This is a genomic window from Pseudoalteromonas sp. Angola-30 (assembly GCF_028599215.1).
GTDB lineage: Bacteria > Pseudomonadota > Gammaproteobacteria > Enterobacterales > Alteromonadaceae > Pseudoalteromonas > Pseudoalteromonas atlantica.
In genome coordinates, this window is record NZ_JAQREI010000014.1 from 67,173 (window position 1) to 85,481 (window position 18,309).

Consider the following 18,309-nt stretch of genomic DNA (forward strand, 5'->3'; position numbering starts at 1 on the left):
TTGTTGCTACATAGCGCTGTGGCTATATATCCATTGTTCTTTGTAAATCAATTAACGAGACCATTTTTTCGCCCACGTTCACCAACCCTGCGACATATTCACAATTACTCGAATCAGACAGGCTAGGGACGGGCTTGGCGTCTTGCTCTGCAATGCTGTAAACATCTGACACCGCATCTACTGCGATGCCCATTATTTTTGAATCGTTTTCAAAAATAACTTTTACAACAATAACAACCGTTAATGGCCCATATTCAGTGCTTGGCAAGCCAAAACGTAAGCGTAAATCTATTATTGGCACTATGGTGCCGCGAAGGTTTATCACTCCTTTAACAAAATCCGGCGCGTTGGGCAGTACGGTAATTTCTTCCCAGCTCCTGATCTCTTGCACGGTTAATATATCTACGCCGTATTCTTCGCCAGCCATAATAAAGGTTAAAAACTGCTTAACGCCTTGCTGTTGCCCTAAATCAATTTTGTTGTTTAGCTCGCTTTGCTCACTAATCATGAAGCCTCCAGAGGTGTTTTAGATTCTATGATTAGCTCTTGGCTACCTGGTTTTTTAAGCCCTGATAATTTTATTAAGCCGCTAATATCAACAATTAACGATACACGCCCGTCGCCTAAAATAGTTGCTCCAGACACCCCATCTACTTTTTGGTAATTGGCCTCTAAACTTTTTATGACTACCTGCTGCTGCGAAAGTAAGTCATCAACCAGCAAACCCACTTTTTGGTTATCGGTTTCAACAACCACCAGCAAGGTTTTGTCTAATGACTCTATGGCGTTTTGATGATTAAAAATTTGATATAAGCGTAAAATAGGAATGTATTCGTCACGCAGCCTTAGTACATCTAAGTCTTTACCCACTCGGCTTACTTTAGTGATATCAATCTGTAGCGATTCAACAATAGAAATAAGCGGAATAATATAAGTATGCTGGGCAACTTTAACTAATTGACCATCTAAAATGGCAAGCGTAAGGGGCAGCCTAATTGTAAAGGTAGAGCCAACGCCAGGTGCTGAAGAAACCTCAACAGAGCCATTTAAAGATTGAATATTGCGCTTAACAACATCCATTCCTACACCACGCCCAGATAAGTCGCTAACCGCATCGGCGGTAGAAAAGCCAGGCATAAAAATAAGCTCGTTAATTTCATCATCTGTTAAATTACAATCAGCGGTGATCAGCTCATTAGCAATGGCTTTTTCTTTAATTTTTTGCGTATTTAAGCCTTGCCCATCGTCCATTATTTCTATCACGATATTGCCACCTTGATGAAAGGCATTTAAGGTCACAGTGCCCACTGGGTCTTTACCTGCGGCAACCCGCTGTTCAATTGTTTCAAGGCCATGGTCGAGCGAATTTCTGACAAGATGCACCATAGGGTCAGATATTTTTTCCATTACCGTTTTATCTAGCTCGGTTTGCTCGCCTAATAATTTTAACTCCACCTGTTTATTTAGTTTTTGCGCTATATCGCGCACTAAACGCGGAAACCGGCTAAATACAAAGTTAATCGGTAACATACGAATACGCATAACATTTTCTTGCAGGTCTCGGGTATTGTGCGCCAGTTGTGCCAAACCTTCTTGTAATGACGTAATGGTTGATTCGCTAATTTCTTGCTCGCTCAACTGATTTAACATGGCTTGTGTTATCACCAGCTCACCGACCATATTTATTAACGAGTCTACTTTGTCTATTCCTACTCTTATGGAGGTAGACTCTGGTGCTGATGTTGGCTTTTTATCGGCTGTGGGTTTGCTTTTAGGTTTGTCGGGTGCTTTTTGAGCATCGCTAATAGGCGGTGTTTGAGCTGTGCTATCGCTGCTCTTTTCATCAGCGTTTGCGGTGTGAGAAGTGTCTTCATCAAATAACCCGCCACAGAGCTCTATTTTTATATCGGCATCATCTTCTACCCATTCAAATACCTCTTTAATGGCGGCTTCTTTTTCGCTGGTATTTAAAAAAAAGCGCCAGTGTAAGTAGCACTCGTCACTGCTTAAGTCTTTAATATCTGGGATGTCGTCTAAAAATGCCTGTGTTTCAAGCTCGCCGAGTTCAGCTAATTCGCTGATCATAAATAAAGGCTCGTTGCCTGTTTTAAAAAGGTGATGATGCGGTTTAAAATCAATTTGAAAGGTATTTACCTCAGCAGCAACCGTGACTTCGCTTGCCTCGCTTGCCTCGCTTGGGGCTGAATCGGCTTGCATTTCCAGTACAATTTCAAACTGTTTTTTTAAGGTTGTAGCGTGTGATAAATCAGGCTCTTGCTCTGCTTGCAGCTCACCGAGTAACCCACGCAAGCAATCAACAGCTTTAAGCAATAAATTAACGTGCTCGGTGGTGAGTTCGCGCTCACCTTGGCGTATTTGATCCAGTAGGGTTTCTAGCACATGGGTAAACTCAGCCACAGAGTTAAAGCCAAAGGTGCCACTGCCCCCTTTAATTGAGTGCGCAGCTCTAAAAATAGTATTTATTGTTTCTAAGTCTTCTTCGCCGGGCTCTAAATTTAATAGCTCGGCCTCCATTGTATCTAGGCCTTCAAAACTTTCTTCAAAGAACACTTCAAAAAATTGACTTAAATCTATACTCACGCCGCACTCCTCAGTTAACGAATTACTTTTTTAAGTACCGCTAGTAACTGATCCGGGTTGAAAGGCTTTACAATCCAGCCTGTTGCGCCAGCTGCTTTACCTTCTACTTTTTTATCTAATCCTGACTCTGTGGTTAGCATAAGTAGCGGCGTAAATTTGTAATCAGGAAGGCCTCTGAGCTCTCTGATAAGCGTAATGCCATCCATAATGGGCATATTTACATCTGAAATTACCGCATCAAAACTTTGCTGCTTGGCAATCGCGAGGGCTTCGCTGCCATCTTTTGCTTCGGTAACATCAAAACCTGCGGTTTTAAGCGTAAAGCTCACCATTTGACGCATTGACGCAGAATCATCAACCGCTAAAATTTTCTTCATATAAACCTCTAACCTTTACTTTCAAGTGTTAAATATTGACTTAAGCCAAGTTGATTAATGGCGTTTTGAAGTGCATCACTGCTGCCTACCCATACAATTTTATGGTGTATGGTAAGTAGGTGTTTTTGTAAGGCACACAAAAGTTGAATTGACGCGGTATCGGCTGAAACAACCTCACTGACATCTAAACAAATATCGTTGTTGCTATTGAGTTCTTGTAATAAATCTTGGTGAAGAGTCTCTACTTGCATAATCGCAAGTTCGCTTGGAAGTTTTAGCATTTTTTCAGGACTTTCCCTGTCAATTCAATTCATAACAAAAGCTTAGCCTTAGTTATTAAAATTGCCATAAAAGGGTCAAAAAAATTAATAAAACTTTTAAAAGTGGCGCTAAAAAGCAAAAAAGGAGCCTAAGCTCCTTTTAAAATGCGTGAAAAGTTTAAAACTAGTTTTTATAGTAATCCGCTATTTGTTTAAATTCGCTAATAAGTTGAGTGGTATTAATAAGGGGCACATTTCCTTGTTGGAATTCAGGCTTAAATATGGCTCTTACCGCTCCATTTGCATCAACTAAAGCCACCGAAGCACTATGATCGACCGCATATTCTGATTCTTGCGAGTCACTAATGGCATAAATTAGACCAAGCTCTCTAACCACCGGGAATAGGTTTTTGTGCTCACCCGAAACAGCTAAAAAGTCAGGGTTAAAATAATCAATATACGCTTTGCGTTTTTCCGGCGTATCGCGTTGAGGGTCTACCGACATAAACCAAATTTGCAGTGGGTATTCGTTATGTAACTTTTTATACACGCTGTTTAGTTTAGCAAGCGTTAATGGGCAAATATCTGGACAACTGGTATAGCCTAAAAACACTAAGTTCCACTGCCCCAAAAATTGCGCTTTGGTGACTAACTCACCGTTTTGGTCGTTAAGTGTAAAATCAGAAAGAGGCTTTGCTTGCTCATACACTAAGGCTTGCACATCGGGTGCACTATTTTGCTCTGAGCAAGCGACTAATAAAAACGAAAAAATTACAACTAAGCTAATCCGTAACTGCTTCATAAAGGGAGCCATTTATCTATAAATAAGATCACGAAGAGTACCATTAAATGCACAATTGAAAAGCGAAATAAGTCCATTGCGGTGTCATCGCTCGGGGCTAATTTAAGCTTAACTGCTTTATACAAAAAGAGTGCATTGAGCACACATGCGCCGACTAAATAGATACCGCCCGACATACCAATTAAATAAGGTAATACGCATACAAGTGCCAGTAATATAGTGTAAGCCACAACACACGTTTTACAAAAGTCGATACCGTGAGTCACTGGCAACATAGGAATTTTAGCGCGTTCGTAATCGCTTTTGCGTGCTATTGCCAGTGCCCAAAAATGCGGTGGGGTCCACGTAAATATAATCATTACGAGTAACCATGGCGCGGCTGCCATTTGATTGGTTTCAGAAACCCAACCCAATAAAGGAGGCATTGCCCCAGCTAAGCCACCAATCACAATGTTTTGCGGTGTGGCACGCTTTAAAAAAGAGGTATAAATAAAAGCATACCCAACTAATGCAAACAAAGTAAGTACGGCTGTTAGAGTGTTTGCCCAAAGCATTAGCATTATAAAACCAGCAACCCCTATCACGCCTGCAAAGCTTAGCGCATGGGTTTTACTAAGCCGGCCTTTGGCTACAGGGCGGTGGCGTGTACGCGCCATTTTTGTATCTATTTCGCTATCAACAACATGATTTATTACCGCCGCAGCGCCAGAGAGCAAACCAATGCCTAATAAACTAATAAATTGTACTGCAATGCCTCGCCCTACATCAGGCGCCAGTGCCAAGCCAACCCAGGCAGTAAGTACCAACATAGCCACTACTTTAAACTTGCTAATAGCTAAGTAATCTTGCAGTAAATTATAAGCACGTTGAATAAAAGGGTGTGCGCTAATAACCTGTAGTTCTTTTTTGTCGAGTGTGAGTGCCATAATTATTCCCCTTTAAGTGCGTGCTTTTAAGTAGTAACACAACCTAACCATAGTCAATAACAAGATAGCTGCCATTAAATTGTGCGCCAGCGCCACTCCAAGCGGAAAGTGCCAATGCACCACCGCAAGCCCCAAACTAATTTGGCAAAGTAGCGCAACAAGCACGCTGACAGTACAGTGTTTTATTTTTGCAGATTGCGCCTGACTGTATATACGCCACATAATTAGCGCCAACACAACACATGTAACTAGCGCCCAAATTCTGTGTAGTAGATGAATAGACATACGCGCCTGTTGCGATAGCACTCCGTACTCATAATTACTGTGCTCAAGCGGCAGCTGAAACACACTACTGAGTGAAAATGGCTGCGCATAACTACACAGCGGTAGGCCATTACAGTGTGGCGCCGCATAATTTGCTGCAAGCCACCCACCTAATGCAATTTGAATAACCAACACAGCCAATGCAACTAAGCTCATTGAAAAATAGCCTTTAGCGCTACTATCTCCGCCCTCTATGGTTTTACTGGTTAAACGTAAGTATAAAAGAGTGATTAGCGATAAAATACTAAATCCCCCCAGCAAATGCCCCATTACAATGAGCGGTTGTAAGTTCATAGTAACGGTCCACATACCCAGCGCAGCCTGAAATATAACTAACAACAATAAGGCTAGCGGTAATTTAACCGGCGTGTTTGAGTAATGGCGCTTAACAAATGCCAACACAAATAGCGCTAAAATAAGCAACCCCAGCGCGCCTGCAAAGTAACGGTGGATCATTTCTTTCCACGCTTTGGCGGTTTCAAACATCATATCTGGATAACTTTGGGTAGCTAGTGCGATATCGGCTTCATGCTTTGGTACAGTTAAAAAGCCATAGCACCCGGGCCAATCAGGACAACCAAGCCCTGCGTCACTTAAACGTGTATAAGCACCTAGCCCTACCACCAACAGCGCAAGTAACCCCGTTGCAAGTACCCAGTTTTTATAATTTTTATACATAGGAATCTCCCATTAACAATGCGCTATTAATTAGCTTGAACGAGAATAATTAAGCAGTTTTTTTAAATCTTTTAATAAACCTTTTTGCACTAAACGGTTTTCTTGTGGCTGCTCTTTAAACGGATACTCAAGCACCACTAACCCCATATGATCGATTAAATATAGGCTAGCGGGCTGCAAATTTTGCTGAGCGTTAAAGGTTTTCCAAGGAATGTTTTTAACTTTAGGCGCCCCCATTACAGCCATATCAACCTTGCCCTGATTTTTTCCTAAGGCGATATATAAGTTATCAAGCGCATTGAGCTGCTCATTGCACGAAGTATTACATTTATTGGAGTAATTAAGCGCAATTGTCCATTGCTTAGGGTTATGCTGCTGCCAGTTTTCAAGCTTTACTTCGTGCTGTAAAAACTCGCCATTATTGGTAATGGCGCTCGGCAACCAGTCTAGTTTTAGCGCACCGTATGCAAGTACTAGCGGTACAGCGCAACATACAACAAACAAAACTAAGGGGTTATTTTTCATTGTTAGTCCTCTTTTTACTGGCAAAAATGGCCACCACTACACAGGCTAAGGCTATTAAAAACCATTGCACTGCATACGCTTGGTGCTTTTGCGGACTCATCACCACCGCTTTATAATGCGGTATAGCTAGCGCATCTCCTGCACCTTGACGATAAGCCATAAAATTAAATAACGATTGATTACTCTGCTCACTTAGCTTTTGTAAATCTATTGATTGAATTCGTTTTTGAAGGTCTTGTTTTGTCGCATTGGTTTGTAAGTTAAAGCTCGTTAAATTTCGCTCTTTTATCTGCGCTTTAAACGTAATATTACGTTTAGGAAGTTGGATGTTAGGTAATTCACTGCGTGAAATAGGCGCTTTTACCCACCCTAAATTAACGAGTAAAGCGTCACTTGCTTGGCTTGGCTTAAATAACACCAATAAATCGTAACCGACTTGCCCTTGGTAAACTTGGTTATCTAAAAGCCAGTATTGCTGATTTATTATTTTTCCGGCAAGCTCAACCACTACACCTGTTTTATTCCACTTTGAAGGCATTGCCTGTAATTGCTGCCAGCTCATTACGCCTTGGGTTTGCATGTTAGCTATAGCTGTTAACTGTTGCTGCTTTTGCTCAGCCCTTGCTAATTGCCAATAACCTAAACGTACACATACCAGCACCACAGCTACCACAACGCAAAGTGCGATAAATGAGCTAAGCTTTTGTTTACGCCTTAAAATTAACTGCATAAAGGGTCAACCCAGTGATTATTAAAATTATTATTGTGCTGCTGTTACTATTTATACTTTTCAACTTGTTTAGAGCGCTATTTATTATGGTGACCGATAAATCTGGCGGTCGGCCTATGTCGCATTTTTTAGGCCGTCGCGTGCTGTTTTCTGTGGTGGTTTTGGTGATGGTGATAGCCGCTGTAAAACTTGGTTTTATAAAGGCTAATCACTCACCATTAACCGTTACAACACATACACAAAAACAAATAAACACAGCCACACCACATCAACAAAATGCCAGTACCAAGCCGCTGCTTGAAACGCAAAATGTTTATCTTTCGTAAAGTGGCCTTTTAAAATACGCACAAATACAACAAACAAAATGATGGCGCCAAGGGTCACATGCATGCCATGAAAACCTGTCAGCAGAAAGAATGTATTCCCGTAAATGCCTGCATCTAGTGTTAAGTTTAAGTCGTTGTAGGCATAAATATATTCTTCCACCTGCAATGCTAAAAAGCACACACCCAATAAAATGGTTGCCCCCAGCATCACTTTTAGCGGTTTACGTTTATTGTTTTCAATGGCTACGTGAGCAAAATGCAAAGTAACCGAAGACGCTAATAAAATAAGCGTATTAATAAGGGGTAAGCCTTGCCACCCCATAGCTTGTGTGGTTTCACCTGCGGGTGTGGTTAGTAGTGGCCATACGGCCTCAAAGGTAGGCCAAAGCACCTCGTTGGTCATCGCATTATTCCCAGCGCCGCCAAGCCAAGGCACCGACAGTATGCGGGCGTAAAATAATGCGCCAAAAAAGGCCATAAAAAACATAACTTCAGAGAATATAAACCAGCTCATTCCTTGTCGAAATGAGCGGTCCATTTGCGCTGAATATAAGCCCTGATCAGACTCGCTAATTACATTTTTAAACCAGCTAAAAATCATATACAGCAGCACTGCAATGCCTGCATATAGCAAGTACACACCGCTGCCCCCTTCACTTTCTAAGTTCATGACTGTTAAAGCCGCACCCACTGCAATAAAAAATAACGCCACCGCGCCCACTATGGGCCAAGGACTTTGCTCGGGTACGTAGTAGTTTTCATAATCTTGATTCATGTTACTTGCTCCTAGTTTTACACTAGACATGCAGGCTAGTTATTACTTGCTACTAGCTGCTCACTAATATCAAATACGGTGTACGATAAAGTTAGCTCTTCTACATCGCTCGGCAGTGCGGTATCAACATAAAAAAGCAGCTTAAACTCAAGCTCTTCACCCGCTTTTAGCGGTTGTTGATCAAAGCAAAAGCACGCTATTTTATGTAAGTACTTGGCTGCCTTTCCGGGCGATACAGAAGGCACCGCTTGCATTACTTTATCAATATCACTGGTGTTTTTTGCGCTAAACATTACCTCACGCATGGCACCTGGTTTCACATCAACACTGTATTCTTTAGATTTAACAATAAACGGCGCACCACTTTGCGCATGGGTTGTAAAGCTCACACCTATTTCTCGATTTTGTGTAACCTGTGTACTTTGCTTAGCTTGCTCAAGTGATGGCTTGCCATTCAGCCCAGTTATGTCGCAAAACACGTCATATAAGGGCACTAAGGCAAATGCAAAAGCAAACATACCTATACAAATAAGAATTAGGCGCTTTAATAGCGGTGCATGTGTCATTATTTAATTTCCGGCGGCGTAGAAAAAGTATGATACGGCGCAGGAGAGTCCACTTCCCACTCTAAACCTTCAGCACCATCCCACACTTTTGCAGGGACTTTATCGCCCCCTCGGGCACATTTAATTACCACCGCCACAAAGAGTAACTGCGATAAACCAAAGGCAAACCCACCTATGCTTATGATTGCGTTAAAATCAGCAAACTGCAGGGCGTAATCGGGAATACGGCGCGGCATGCCTGCCAGCCCTACAAAATGCATAGGGAAAAACAATACATTTACGCTTACCAGCGACAACCAAAAGTGCCACTTAGCCAAGGCAATGTTGTACATGTTGCCCGTCCACTTAGGCAGCCAATAATAAGCCCCCGCCATAATCGAAAATATTGCCCCCGTAACTAACACGTAATGAAAGTGCGCCACCACAAAGTAAGTATCGTGATACTGAAAATCAGCAGGGGTTATAGCCAACATCAGCCCCGAAAAACCCCCTAAAGTAAACAGCACAATAAAGGCAATACTAAATAGCATGGGCACTTCAAAACTTATTGACCCTCGCCACATAGTGGCTACCCAGTTAAATACTTTTACCCCTGTAGGCACCGATATCAGCATGGTCGCGTACATAAAAAATAGCTCGCCAGCAACGGGCATACCGGTCGTAAACATATGATGTGCCCACACTATAAAGCTCAGTAATGCAATAGAGGAGGTTGCGTAAACCATTGAGGCATAACCAAATAGTTTTTTACGTGAGAATGTAGGCACTATGGTCGAAATAATACCAAAGGCGGGTAAAATCATGATGTACACTTCGGGATGGCCAAAAAACCAAAATATGTGCTGAAACATCACCGGATCGCCGCCGCCTGCCGCATCAAAAAAGCTGGTTCCAAAGTATTTATCGGTGAGCACCATAGTGACCGCTCCGGCCAATACGGGCATAACAGCAATTAATAAAAATGCGGTTATTAGCCATGTCCAAACAAATAATGGTAGTTTCATCCATGTCATGCCTGGGGCACGTAAATTAACAATGGTCACAATAACGTTTATTGCGCCCATAATTGAGCTAATCCCCATAATGTGCACTGCAAACACAAACATTGCGGTGTTGTCGTTACTGTACGTTGTTGAAAGCGGCGCATAGAACGTCCAGCCAAATGCGGGGCCGCCTCCAGGCATTAATAACGAGGCCAATAAAATTAAAAAAGCGAAGGGTAAAATCCAAAAGCTCCAGTTGTTCATTCTGGGCAGTGCCATATCTGGCGCGCCAATCATAAGCGGTACCATCCAGTTAGCAAGCCCTGTAAAGGCTGGCATTACAGCACCAAACACCATAATTAAACCGTGTACTGTGGTCATTTGGTTAAAAAAGTGTGGGTCTACCAATTGTAATCCTGGCTGAAATAACTCAGCCCGAATAACCATGGCCATTGCACCGCCAATTAAAAACATAGTCAGCGAAAAAATTAAGTACATGCTGCCAATATCTTTATGGTTTGTTGTGTATAACCAACGTTTAAAACCTTTGGCTGGGTGATGGCCGTGGTGAGCGTCATTGGCGTTAGGTTGTTCTACTATGCTACTCATTAGTTCGCCTCCGCATCAAGTGCTGCCTGAATTTCACTAGGTTGGATGACATCACCCGTTTCATTACCCCACGCATTACGTTTATAGGTAATTACCGCTGCAAGTTGTTTAATTGAGAGCTGCTTTGCAAATGCTTGCATTGCAGTTCCTGGGCGGCCATGAATCACTACATCAATGTGATCTTTTATATCACCCAAAACAATGGGGCTGCCTTTTAACGCAGGAAATACGCCCGGTAGCCCCATACCTGTAGGTTGATGACACGCAGCGCAACTTGCCATATACACTTGCTCACCTAGTGTCATTAGCTCTTCTTTAGGAATTGTTGTCTCAAGCAATGCTGCATCAGCAAGTGCGGCTTTTTGCTTAGCTTGCTTAGCATCTGCAAGCCATGCGTTAAAGTCCTCTTGCGATTTAGCTTCAACCACCACGGGCATAAAACCATGATCTTTACCGCACAGCTCTGCACACTGTCCTCGGTAAATACCTTCTTCGTTAATGTTGGTCCACGTTTCGTTGATAAACCCCGGATTGGCATCTTTTTTAACGGCAAAATCGGGTACCCACCAAGAGTGGATAACATCATCAGAGGTCATTAAAAAACGCACCTTTCGATTAATTGGCAGTACTAAAGGTTTATCAACCTCAAGTAAATAATTAGGGTTTTTATTAGCAAGGTTGGCTATTTCGTCTTGAGGGGTAGATAAAATAGAGTAAAACTCTACGTCTTCGCCCATATATTCATAATGCCACTTCCACTGTGACCCTGTAATTTTAATGGTTAAGTCAGCCTTACTGGCATCTTCCATCGCAATGAGGGTTTTAGTGGCAGGGATTGCCATGGCAATTAAAATAACAAACGGAATGGCAGTCCAAAGAATTTCTACTTTGGTACTTTCATGAAATTGGGCAGGAACTGCCCCTTTAGATTTACGGTGATGAATCAGTGCCCAAAACATTATTGCGAACACTATCACCCCAATCACACAACATATTAAAAATATGGTCATGTGTAGCTGATATACATTATTACTTATATCGGTTACGCCCTTGCGCATATTGTATTGGCTATTAGCCAGCACTTGCTGCGGGAACATAATCAACACAAGCCACAAGGTAGAGGTCAGTTTACCCATGTGACGGCTCCTTTGATGCTATTGCGAATGCAAAGCGAAGAGGCATACGGCTTAAACGCCAATTCGTTATTTTTATTTTTTAACCAATCTTATTTTTAATTGGTATCGCTAGGACAACAAAAGGTTTGTGTATATTGTGTGTTCTCATAACTAAAAAGCTGTGAGTTATTGTTAGTCCAGCACATTAATGATTAGCTAAAAAACGTACAACAAGCAAGTTTTAGTATAAAAAACAATCAAGTGATATTTTAAAATTGACTAAATGACGGCGTATTAAATTGTTATTTAACAGCCAAGATACGAGCAAAATTAAGGGATGTAACACGCCTAGGAAGATAAAAGTATGAGTGAAAAAAAGTTTACAGCCTAAATAATTTTAGGGCGCTTTGAGATGGTGGAAGGTTTGTTTTTAAAACAAAAATGCACACTAAAAAGTGCGCATTTATAGATATTGCTTAAAAATAGTTAAAAATTACATCCAGTCGGCATTTCTTATTACGCCAACGGCTAACCCTTCAATATTAAAAGATTCGTTTTCAAGGTCTACTTCAATTGGCGTAAACTCTTCGTTTTCGGCGTGTAATAATACTTTTCGGCCTGCTTTTTCTAGGCGTTTTACGGTTACGTCTTCATCTACTCGTGCAACCACAACTTGGCCGTTTTCTGCTGTTTGAGTACGGTGTACGGCAAGCAAGTCACCATCCATAATACCTATATCTTTCATACTCATGCCGTTAACACGCAATAAAAAGTCGGCGGCTGGTTTAAACATAAGTGGGTCTATTTTACAGTGACTCTCAACATGTTCTTGCGCCAAAATAGGCGAACCCGCTGCAACTCTACCTATTAATGGTAGACCTAGTTGCTCAGGCTCTTCTTCTTCAACCAATTGAATACCACGGCTTGCGCCTGGTTTCATTTTAATAACACCTTTTTTGGCAAGCGCTTTTAAGTGTTCTTCTGCGGCATTGGCACTTTTAAAACCGAGTGTTTGCGCAATTTCGGCACGTGTAGGAGGCATACCAGTGTCTTTAATAAAAACTTTTATTAGTTCGAGTATTTGAGCTTGGCGTTTAGTTAATGGTCGCATACAACTGGTTTTCCATACAGTACATTTAACTGTGAGTATATACAGTTAAATAAAAATCGCAAATTTAAATTGTGCTTTAAAATAGCTAAATACACCGCACCTGGATAAATTTTAGGTAATTACAGACGTTCAGTATTTAAAATGCTATAAATTTGCTTTCAATATAAAGGAGTAATTATGAGTATTTGGCATCAACCCATTACATTAGAGCTTTGCAAACAGTTAGATGAGGGAATAAACGGCCAAGGCACGCTAATGAAAACCATGGGCATAGAAATAACCGAAATAGGAGATGATTACCTAGTGGCTACCATGCCTGCTATTCCTGAGCATCATAACCCTATTGGTATGGTACATGGTGGCGCAAATGTGGTACTTGCCGAAACCATAGCAAGCTACGCCGCTAACTTTGTAGTGGACTTTACAAAATTTTATTGTGTTGGACAGGAAATTAGCGCCAGCCACTTAAAGGCCTCTCGAAATGGCACTTTAACCGCCGTTACTCGTGCATTTCATATTGGTAAGCGCAGCTCTGTATGGGAAATAAAAATAACCAATAGCCGCGGCGAGCTTTGCTGCGTATCAAAAATGACCGCAGCGGTTGTCGAGCGCAAATAGTTAACTATGGCTACTTTTCGATAGGGTAAATCGTTATTTCCATACCAGCGCCAATGGCAGATATACGTAGTAGTGTATCTGCATGTAGAGCTTGGTTAAAACACTTAGGTGACGTGCCCGACTCAAAGCCTATATCAAACGTTCTGCGCGAACAGCTTAGCCACTGCTTAAGCGCATTACGTGAACACGACTCTATTAATTCACATAAGTGGTTGATTGCTTTGTCTGGCGTGGTTATGTCACCTGAGGCTTCAATACGCGCCAATTGACGATATTCGTCTTTGTCATAATGCAAAACCATCGCGTTTTTCTTTAAGTCTGCCACTAGGGCGCTAATATCTTGTTTAGACTCAAGCTCTAGATCTACATTTAAAAATTGAATTTCCGACATTGTCTGCTTTTTACCCTCTTATAGTTTCATCGCAAACTTTAACGCAGTTTTACTTTTATACCAAATCAACTAAGCGCTAAACATGGCTTTATTCATAGAAAATACCTGTTTAAAAGCCATTGGCACCTAATTTGCCTTATAAAACGGGTTAGGCTAATTACGCTTAATTTTACCGTTTATGTATGAAAGTTATACACACTCTGTGTAATTAAACGCTTCAGGAGGACAATTATGGTAGATCATGGCCCGCAAATTAAAAACGACGATCAGTACGATGCGCTTCGAGATGAAGGCATGAGCAAACAAAAAGCCGCGCGCATTGCTAATAGCAATACTCATAAAACCGCTGTCAAAGGCGGCAAAGCCTTAAAGTATGAGCAGCGCACTAAAAAGCAGCTGTACTATAAAGCTAAAGAGCTCGGCATTAGTGGCCGCTCAAAAATGAGCAAGCAAGGGCTAATAAATGCCTTACGTGAGCATTAAACACAGCCTCACTGATTTTTTACCGCTCCTTTTTATTATTTTTATAAAGTTAGAGTAAGCTTATGAATAACTGCGACAAAATGCCGCAGTAAAAGCATGGGCTGCTGTAATACACTAACGCTAAAAATAATAAGAAGCACAAAATGAGAAAACAACTATTTAAGCGCGCTCGAAAACTACATAAGTGGCTAGGCTATTTACTTGCCTTACAAATTTTAGCTTGGCTTTTAGGCGGCTTAGTAATGAGCGCGATACCACTTGAATACGTACACGGTAAGCACCTTGCTAAGCGCACACTTACAAACCCATTTACTCAAGCAGACTACCCCACATCACTCGATAATATTACTGCCCAAGTGCCTAACCCCACGCAAATAGTGTTTGAGCACTTTTTAACGACCCCGCTTATTACTGTTATTAATAGTGGCGAGCAGCAAAGCTTTAATGGTTTAACGGGGCGCCCTTTTCAGCCACCCACTAAAATACAAATTACCGCTAATGCACAAGCGCATTTACTCATCGACGCTAAGCCAATTAGCACAACGCTTTTAAAACAAGGCACTCGAGAGGTGGGATACAAAACAAATGTGTGGCAAGTACAATTTAACGACACCTTTAATACCACGCTGTATTTAAATGCAATTAACGGCAAAGTTATCACCGTTCGCAGCACACTATGGCGCATATTCGACTTTTTTTGGATGCTACACATAATGGATTACGACGAGCGTGAAGATTTTAACAACCCGCTTCTCATCAGCTTTGCAGCCACCAGCGTACTATTTTGTTTATGCGGTATTATTTTATTAATACAAAACGTTAGGCTAAAAAAACTTACACGTATTGGTCAATCAAAATAGGGTTGCCGTCTGGGTCGGTAATAATAAAACTTTTATCACCCACAGGTTCAACCTGGATATGAGCGTTTTGAAAATATTCGCTAAGCGCATCAACATCCTTAAACTCTGTAACGGTTTGTGCGTTTTGATCCCAGCCAGGATTGAAGGTCAGCATGTTTTTATCAAACATACCCGAGAACAAGCCAATTAAATGCTCACCGTTTTTCATCACTAGCCAGTTTTGCTCTATCTCACCTGCAAACTCGCTAAAGCCCAACTTTTCGTAAAACGCTTTTGAGGCTCTAATATCTTTAACCGTTAAACTTATTGAAAAAGCACCTAGCATAGTCATCTCCTCGCTATTTTTTATATCAGTATAGAGTGTACTAAGCATTGCGGATTAAAATTTGTTCAGGCTTTATCTTTTAGCAGCAAAACTTTAGACTAGCGCCTCCTGTAGTTCACGTATGTGATGGATATGCTTAAATTTATTTTGGCCTTTGTGGCTTGTTGTATTTGTTTTTCTGCATCGAGTGAAGAATTTACCCGCTTTTCAACGGCTAAAAGGCACTTAATTAAAACCCTACCCGAAAACGCCAAAAGCCTTTACTGCGGCTGCGACATTAAAAAACAAGGTAAAAAGCTAATCCCCGACCCTAGTAACTGTGGTTATATTCCACGTAATACGTTAACTTCCTCTGGCAAGGTTAATGTACGTGCACTGCGTATAGAGTGGGAGCATATAGTGCCGGCGTGGGAATTTGGTCACCAGCTACAATGCTGGCAAAACGGTGGTCGTAAAAACTGTCGCAAGGTCAGTGCTAAATTTAGAAAAATGGAAGCCGATATAAACAATTTAGCCCCTGCTATTGGCGAAATTAACGCAGATCGCTCTAACTATCGCTTTGGTATGCTTAGCGAAAACGCCACCCAATATGGCCGCTGCCAAGTAAAGGTTAACTTTAAACAACGCGTTGTAGAGCCTCCTTTTTATGCCCGTAAGCGCATTGCCGACACCTACGCCTATATGCAAAAAACATACGGCTTAAAAATATCAGACAAACAACAAAAGCTATTTGATGCCTGGCAAAAACAAGCATTTGCAGATAAAAGCAGCGCAAGTAAGCTGTAGCACACCTAAGTGTATACACTCATTTACATAATTTAGGGGCGAATACGTTGAATAAATGAGCGGGTGTTGTAGTATTTTAAACAACTTATTTACAAAAAGTAGTTTTGTATGTTTAAAAATAATAAAGCAACACTCGCTATTATTGCTGCACTTTCAAGCCTAACGCTTGTGGGCTGTGGCGGTGGTAGCAGCATGAATGAAACGCCCGACCCAGTCGTCACACCTCCTGCAAACACAGCCCCAACATGGACGGCAGGTGTATTTGAGCCATCGGAGGAGTTAAAAAACTTTTGCGAAAACCCACGCACAGGTAACGATCCGTTTAATAATAATGAGCCCTACCCAGACCAAGCCGGTTCGGCCCTTTACGAAAAGCTTTGGCTTCGCTCGTGGAGCGACGAAACCTACCTTTGGTATGATGAAATAGCCGATAACGACCCTGAAAACTTTGCTACAGTGGCCGATTATTTTGCCCAACTAAAAACCGAAGAACTAACCGATTCTGGTGATAAAAAAGATAATTTTCATTTTTCAGAGCCTTCTGAGGACTACTTTCAAGAAGCGCAATCAGGTGTAACCTCAGGCTATGGTATAAATTGGGCATTTATTGGCGACCCAGCTGATAGAATTTTACGTGTTGCCTACCTAGAAGACGACTCACCAGCAAGCCAAATTGGTTTTCAACGTGGCGATACTGTACTTGAAGTTGATGGCGTAAGCATTAATACCAGCACACAAGCAGGCGTAGATACCTTAAACGAAGGCTTATTTAGCCCCACTAATGGCGACTCGCACACCATCGTTGTGCGCAGTAACGATGGCGCTGAAAAAACCTTTAACGTAACTGCCGGCAACATAGAGCAAACACCTGTACAAAACGTAAAAACCATTACCACTGCAAATGGCACTAGCGTAGGGTACATGCAGTTTAATAGCCATATAGGTATTGCCCAAGAAGGCTTAATTGCTGCCGTTAATAAATTTAAAACCGATAACGTGGAAGAGCTTGTTATCGACTTTAGATATAACGGAGGCGGTTTATTAGCGCTTTCTTCGCAGCTGGCTTACATGGTGGCGGGCAGCGCCAACATTCAAAACCGTATTTATTACCAAACTCAGCAAAACGATAAACAACCGGTAGAGTCGCCTTTTCCGTTTATAGATGAAGAAATTGATTACTCAACTTTTTTCAGCACTGGCGAAAGCCTCCCCGATTTAAACCTATCTAAGGTGTATGTGCTTAGTACATCGGGTACGTGTTCAGCATCAGAAGCCTTTATTAATGGCTTAAAAGGCATTGACGCCGAGGTAGTGCTCATTGGCGACACAACCTGCGGTAAACCATACGGTTTTACCCCAACACATAACTGTGGCACCACCTATTACACCATTCAATTTAGCGGTATTAACAGTAAAGGGTTTGGTGAATATGCAGCAGGCTTTACGCCAACGCCTACACCGCAGTTTGATGCTGATGTAAAAGGCTGTGTAGTCAGTGACGACTTTGATAATCAATTAGGCGATCCAAGCGAAGGGATACTCTCTACTGCGCTTTATCATATTGATAATAACGGCACGTGCCCTGTTAGCACCGCCTCTGCGAGTATTAAAACGCAAGTACAAAGCGCTGCTGGCGATAGCAAGCAGCTATTACCTTTAAACGCACCTAATAACGTTAACCGTGGCAATATGGATTTAACCTGGCCTATGTTAAATAAGGATAAGTAATGGCTAAACTACTGGCAATATTAACCTTATTATTTATTGGAGGCTGTAACAGTATGAGTAATGCCACTGCTAAGCCTGCACTACTTACCGAGGTAAACCCAGGCGTTATAGCCACGCTCCAGCAAGCGATTATAAAAGCAAAGGGCGGCACACTAGTTACACTGGCCGACACCGTTTTTACTAAACGCAGCGAGCTATTATTAAGCCATGGAAATAGTAAAGACTCAAATGGTATGCCCATAATGGGCGCGCATAATATCAAGCCAGAAAAGTTTGTTTTACAAATAATCGGCAAGCAGTGCGTGCTTTATTATCCTAAAAAAGATATGTCTATTGAGCTTAAAAACGTAAGTTGTAAAGCACAATAAAATACTATTAAAAAGGCACACAGCATTTATGCTGTGTGCCTT

The 18,309-nt window shown here is 41.7% G+C and carries 23 protein-coding genes; 7 read left to right on the top strand and 16 right to left on the bottom strand.

The genetic code is table 11. The features are described 5' to 3' along the window. Nucleotides 1-22: 22 nt before the first annotated feature. The 9 genes from PSH54_RS15635 to PSH54_RS15675 all read right to left on the bottom strand — a co-directional run bounded on the left by PSH54_RS15635 (nucleotide 23) and on the right by PSH54_RS15675 (nucleotide 7,223). Nucleotides 23-508, bottom strand: coding sequence for a chemotaxis protein CheW (locus tag PSH54_RS15635; protein WP_004588228.1), 486 nt, complete (start codon nucleotides 506-508; stop codon nucleotides 23-25). Continuing rightward, the gene (locus tag PSH54_RS15640) at nucleotides 505-2,601 is read right to left on the bottom strand and encodes a chemotaxis protein CheA (RefSeq protein ID WP_273606551.1); all 2,097 of its coding nucleotides are present in this window, start codon (nucleotides 2,599-2,601) and stop codon (nucleotides 505-507) included. Before PSH54_RS15640 ends, PSH54_RS15635 begins: the two co-directional genes overlap by 4 nt. A gap of 14 nt (nucleotides 2,602-2,615) precedes the next feature. Next, a complete protein-coding gene (locus PSH54_RS15645; protein ID WP_029773320.1) occupies nucleotides 2,616-2,978 on the bottom strand; it encodes a response regulator in 363 nt (120 codons plus the stop codon). Nucleotides 2,979-2,986: 8 nt separating this feature from the next. Next, the gene (locus PSH54_RS15650; RefSeq protein ID WP_004588224.1) at nucleotides 2,987-3,259 is read right to left on the bottom strand and encodes an STAS domain-containing protein; all 273 of its coding nucleotides are present in this window, start codon (nucleotides 3,257-3,259) and stop codon (nucleotides 2,987-2,989) included. A gap of 163 nt (nucleotides 3,260-3,422) precedes the next feature. Continuing rightward, nucleotides 3,423-4,040, bottom strand: coding sequence for an SCO family protein (locus PSH54_RS15655; protein WP_248443682.1), 618 nt, complete (start codon nucleotides 4,038-4,040; stop codon nucleotides 3,423-3,425). Beyond that, nucleotides 4,037-4,966 carry a heme o synthase gene (gene cyoE, locus PSH54_RS15660; protein ID WP_024033912.1) on the bottom strand — a complete coding sequence of 310 codons (930 nt, stop codon included), beginning with the start codon at nucleotides 4,964-4,966 and terminating at the stop codon, nucleotides 4,037-4,039. The genes PSH54_RS15655 and cyoE overlap by 4 nt, the downstream gene beginning before the upstream one ends. Nucleotides 4,967-4,978: 12 nt before the next feature. Then, nucleotides 4,979-5,968, bottom strand: coding sequence for a COX15/CtaA family protein (locus PSH54_RS15665; protein ID WP_273606552.1), 990 nt, complete (start codon nucleotides 5,966-5,968; stop codon nucleotides 4,979-4,981). Nucleotides 5,969-5,998: 30 nt separating this feature from the next. Continuing rightward, a complete protein-coding gene (locus tag PSH54_RS15670) occupies nucleotides 5,999-6,493 on the bottom strand; it encodes a transmembrane cytochrome oxidase associated protein (protein WP_273606553.1) in 495 nt (164 codons plus the stop codon). Beyond that, a complete protein-coding gene (locus PSH54_RS15675; RefSeq protein WP_273606554.1) occupies nucleotides 6,483-7,223 on the bottom strand; it encodes an SURF1 family protein in 741 nt (246 codons plus the stop codon). Before PSH54_RS15675 ends, PSH54_RS15670 begins: the two co-directional genes overlap by 11 nt. A 14-nt stretch (nucleotides 7,224-7,237) precedes the next feature. Between PSH54_RS15675 and PSH54_RS20780 the strand changes: the two genes are divergently transcribed. Further along, nucleotides 7,238-7,549, top strand: coding sequence for a DUF2909 domain-containing protein (locus PSH54_RS20780; protein ID WP_337939369.1), 312 nt, complete (start codon nucleotides 7,238-7,240; stop codon nucleotides 7,547-7,549). Here PSH54_RS20780 and PSH54_RS15685 read toward each other — a convergent pair. From PSH54_RS15685 to lexA, 5 genes are all read right to left on the bottom strand, one after another. Next, entirely contained in the window at nucleotides 7,449-8,324 is an 876-nt protein-coding gene (locus tag PSH54_RS15685; RefSeq protein WP_004588217.1) for a cytochrome c oxidase subunit 3, read from the bottom strand. The genes PSH54_RS20780 and PSH54_RS15685 overlap by 101 nt on opposite strands. 35 nt (nucleotides 8,325-8,359) lie before the next feature. Then, complete coding sequence (locus PSH54_RS15690) at nucleotides 8,360-8,890, bottom strand: cytochrome c oxidase assembly protein (protein WP_273606555.1); 531 nt, start codon at nucleotides 8,888-8,890, stop codon at nucleotides 8,360-8,362. Then, complete coding sequence (gene ctaD / locus PSH54_RS15695; protein ID WP_004588215.1) at nucleotides 8,890-10,482, bottom strand: cytochrome c oxidase subunit I; 1,593 nt, start codon at nucleotides 10,480-10,482, stop codon at nucleotides 8,890-8,892. Before ctaD ends, PSH54_RS15690 begins: the two co-directional genes overlap by 1 nt. Next, the gene (coxB, locus tag PSH54_RS15700) at nucleotides 10,482-11,618 is read right to left on the bottom strand and encodes a cytochrome c oxidase subunit II (RefSeq protein WP_248451805.1); all 1,137 of its coding nucleotides are present in this window, start codon (nucleotides 11,616-11,618) and stop codon (nucleotides 10,482-10,484) included. The genes ctaD and coxB overlap by 1 nt, the downstream gene beginning before the upstream one ends. Before the next feature lie 472 nt (nucleotides 11,619-12,090). Continuing rightward, nucleotides 12,091-12,708, bottom strand: a complete 618-nt coding sequence (gene lexA, locus PSH54_RS15705) for a transcriptional repressor LexA (RefSeq protein WP_004588213.1) — start codon at nucleotides 12,706-12,708, stop codon at nucleotides 12,091-12,093. 177 nt (nucleotides 12,709-12,885) lie between these two features. Between lexA and PSH54_RS15710 the strand changes: the two genes are divergently transcribed. Next, nucleotides 12,886-13,326: a PaaI family thioesterase gene (locus PSH54_RS15710; RefSeq protein ID WP_273606556.1), complete on the top strand. Its 441-nt coding sequence runs from the start codon at nucleotides 12,886-12,888 to the stop codon at nucleotides 13,324-13,326. Nucleotides 13,327-13,336: 10 nt separating this feature from the next. Here the strand turns inward: PSH54_RS15710 and PSH54_RS15715 are convergent, their stop codons facing one another. After that, nucleotides 13,337-13,717, bottom strand: a complete 381-nt coding sequence (locus PSH54_RS15715; RefSeq protein ID WP_004589368.1) for a hypothetical protein — start codon at nucleotides 13,715-13,717, stop codon at nucleotides 13,337-13,339. A 231-nt stretch (nucleotides 13,718-13,948) separates the two neighbouring features. On the opposite strand from PSH54_RS15715, the gene PSH54_RS15720 reads away from it, so the two are divergent. Both PSH54_RS15720 and PSH54_RS15725 read left to right on the top strand, forming a co-directional pair. Continuing rightward, entirely contained in the window at nucleotides 13,949-14,200 is a 252-nt protein-coding gene (locus tag PSH54_RS15720) for a DUF7218 family protein (protein ID WP_273606557.1), read from the top strand. A 143-nt stretch (nucleotides 14,201-14,343) separates the two neighbouring features. Continuing rightward, nucleotides 14,344-15,060 carry a hypothetical protein gene (locus tag PSH54_RS15725; protein WP_273606558.1) on the top strand — a complete coding sequence of 239 codons (717 nt, stop codon included), beginning with the start codon at nucleotides 14,344-14,346 and terminating at the stop codon, nucleotides 15,058-15,060. Here PSH54_RS15725 and PSH54_RS15730 read toward each other — a convergent pair. Beyond that, nucleotides 15,035-15,385, bottom strand: a complete 351-nt coding sequence (locus tag PSH54_RS15730; RefSeq protein ID WP_273606559.1) for a VOC family protein — start codon at nucleotides 15,383-15,385, stop codon at nucleotides 15,035-15,037. The genes PSH54_RS15725 and PSH54_RS15730 overlap by 26 nt on opposite strands. Before the next feature lie 126 nt (nucleotides 15,386-15,511). On the opposite strand from PSH54_RS15730, the gene PSH54_RS15735 reads away from it, so the two are divergent. The 3 genes from PSH54_RS15735 (at nucleotide 15,512) to PSH54_RS15745 (ending at nucleotide 18,267) form a co-directional block, all read left to right on the top strand. Then, the gene (locus PSH54_RS15735) at nucleotides 15,512-16,171 is read left to right on the top strand and encodes an endonuclease (protein WP_096042458.1); all 660 of its coding nucleotides are present in this window, start codon (nucleotides 15,512-15,514) and stop codon (nucleotides 16,169-16,171) included. A gap of 108 nt (nucleotides 16,172-16,279) precedes the next feature. Further along, nucleotides 16,280-17,899, top strand: a complete 1,620-nt coding sequence (locus PSH54_RS15740; protein ID WP_273606560.1) for a S41 family peptidase — start codon at nucleotides 16,280-16,282, stop codon at nucleotides 17,897-17,899. Next, a complete protein-coding gene (locus PSH54_RS15745) occupies nucleotides 17,899-18,267 on the top strand; it encodes a hypothetical protein (protein WP_004589374.1) in 369 nt (122 codons plus the stop codon). Before PSH54_RS15740 ends, PSH54_RS15745 begins: the two co-directional genes overlap by 1 nt. Nucleotides 18,268-18,309: the final 42 nt, after the last annotated feature.

Excerpts from the sequence above, each read along its gene's own strand:
- PSH54_RS15635 (WP_004588228.1), bottom strand. The coding sequence starts at position 508 with ATGATTAGTGAGCAAAGCGAGCTAAACAACAAAATTGATTTAGGGCAA.
- PSH54_RS15645 (WP_029773320.1), bottom strand. The coding sequence starts at position 2,978 with ATGAAGAAAATTTTAGCGGTTGATGATTCTGCGTCAATGCGTCAAATG.
- PSH54_RS15650 (WP_004588224.1), bottom strand. The coding sequence starts at position 3,259 with ATGCTAAAACTTCCAAGCGAACTTGCGATTATGCAAGTAGAGACTCTT.
- PSH54_RS15655 (WP_248443682.1), bottom strand. The coding sequence starts at position 4,040 with ATGAAGCAGTTACGGATTAGCTTAGTTGTAATTTTTTCGTTTTTATTA.
- cyoE (WP_024033912.1), bottom strand. The coding sequence starts at position 4,966 with ATGGCACTCACACTCGACAAAAAAGAACTACAGGTTATTAGCGCACAC.
- PSH54_RS15665 (WP_273606552.1), bottom strand. The coding sequence starts at position 5,968 with ATGTATAAAAATTATAAAAACTGGGTACTTGCAACGGGGTTACTTGCG.
- PSH54_RS15670 (WP_273606553.1), bottom strand. The coding sequence starts at position 6,493 with ATGAAAAATAACCCCTTAGTTTTGTTTGTTGTATGTTGCGCTGTACCG.
- PSH54_RS15675 (WP_273606554.1), bottom strand. The coding sequence starts at position 7,223 with ATGCAGTTAATTTTAAGGCGTAAACAAAAGCTTAGCTCATTTATCGCA.
- PSH54_RS15685 (WP_004588217.1), bottom strand. The coding sequence starts at position 8,324 with ATGAATCAAGATTATGAAAACTACTACGTACCCGAGCAAAGTCCTTGG.
- PSH54_RS15690 (WP_273606555.1), bottom strand. The coding sequence starts at position 8,890 with ATGACACATGCACCGCTATTAAAGCGCCTAATTCTTATTTGTATAGGT.
- ctaD (WP_004588215.1), bottom strand. The coding sequence starts at position 10,482 with ATGAGTAGCATAGTAGAACAACCTAACGCCAATGACGCTCACCACGGC.
- coxB (WP_248451805.1), bottom strand. The coding sequence starts at position 11,618 with ATGGGTAAACTGACCTCTACCTTGTGGCTTGTGTTGATTATGTTCCCG.
- lexA (WP_004588213.1), bottom strand. The coding sequence starts at position 12,708 with ATGCGACCATTAACTAAACGCCAAGCTCAAATACTCGAACTAATAAAA.
- PSH54_RS15710 (WP_273606556.1), top strand. The coding sequence starts at position 12,886 with ATGAGTATTTGGCATCAACCCATTACATTAGAGCTTTGCAAACAGTTA.
- PSH54_RS15715 (WP_004589368.1), bottom strand. The coding sequence starts at position 13,717 with ATGTCGGAAATTCAATTTTTAAATGTAGATCTAGAGCTTGAGTCTAAA.
- PSH54_RS15720 (WP_273606557.1), top strand. The coding sequence starts at position 13,949 with ATGGTAGATCATGGCCCGCAAATTAAAAACGACGATCAGTACGATGCG.
- PSH54_RS15725 (WP_273606558.1), top strand. The coding sequence starts at position 14,344 with ATGAGAAAACAACTATTTAAGCGCGCTCGAAAACTACATAAGTGGCTA.
- PSH54_RS15730 (WP_273606559.1), bottom strand. The coding sequence starts at position 15,385 with ATGCTAGGTGCTTTTTCAATAAGTTTAACGGTTAAAGATATTAGAGCC.
- PSH54_RS15735 (WP_096042458.1), top strand. The coding sequence starts at position 15,512 with ATGGATATGCTTAAATTTATTTTGGCCTTTGTGGCTTGTTGTATTTGT.
- PSH54_RS15740 (WP_273606560.1), top strand. The coding sequence starts at position 16,280 with ATGTTTAAAAATAATAAAGCAACACTCGCTATTATTGCTGCACTTTCA.
- PSH54_RS15745 (WP_004589374.1), top strand. The coding sequence starts at position 17,899 with ATGGCTAAACTACTGGCAATATTAACCTTATTATTTATTGGAGGCTGT.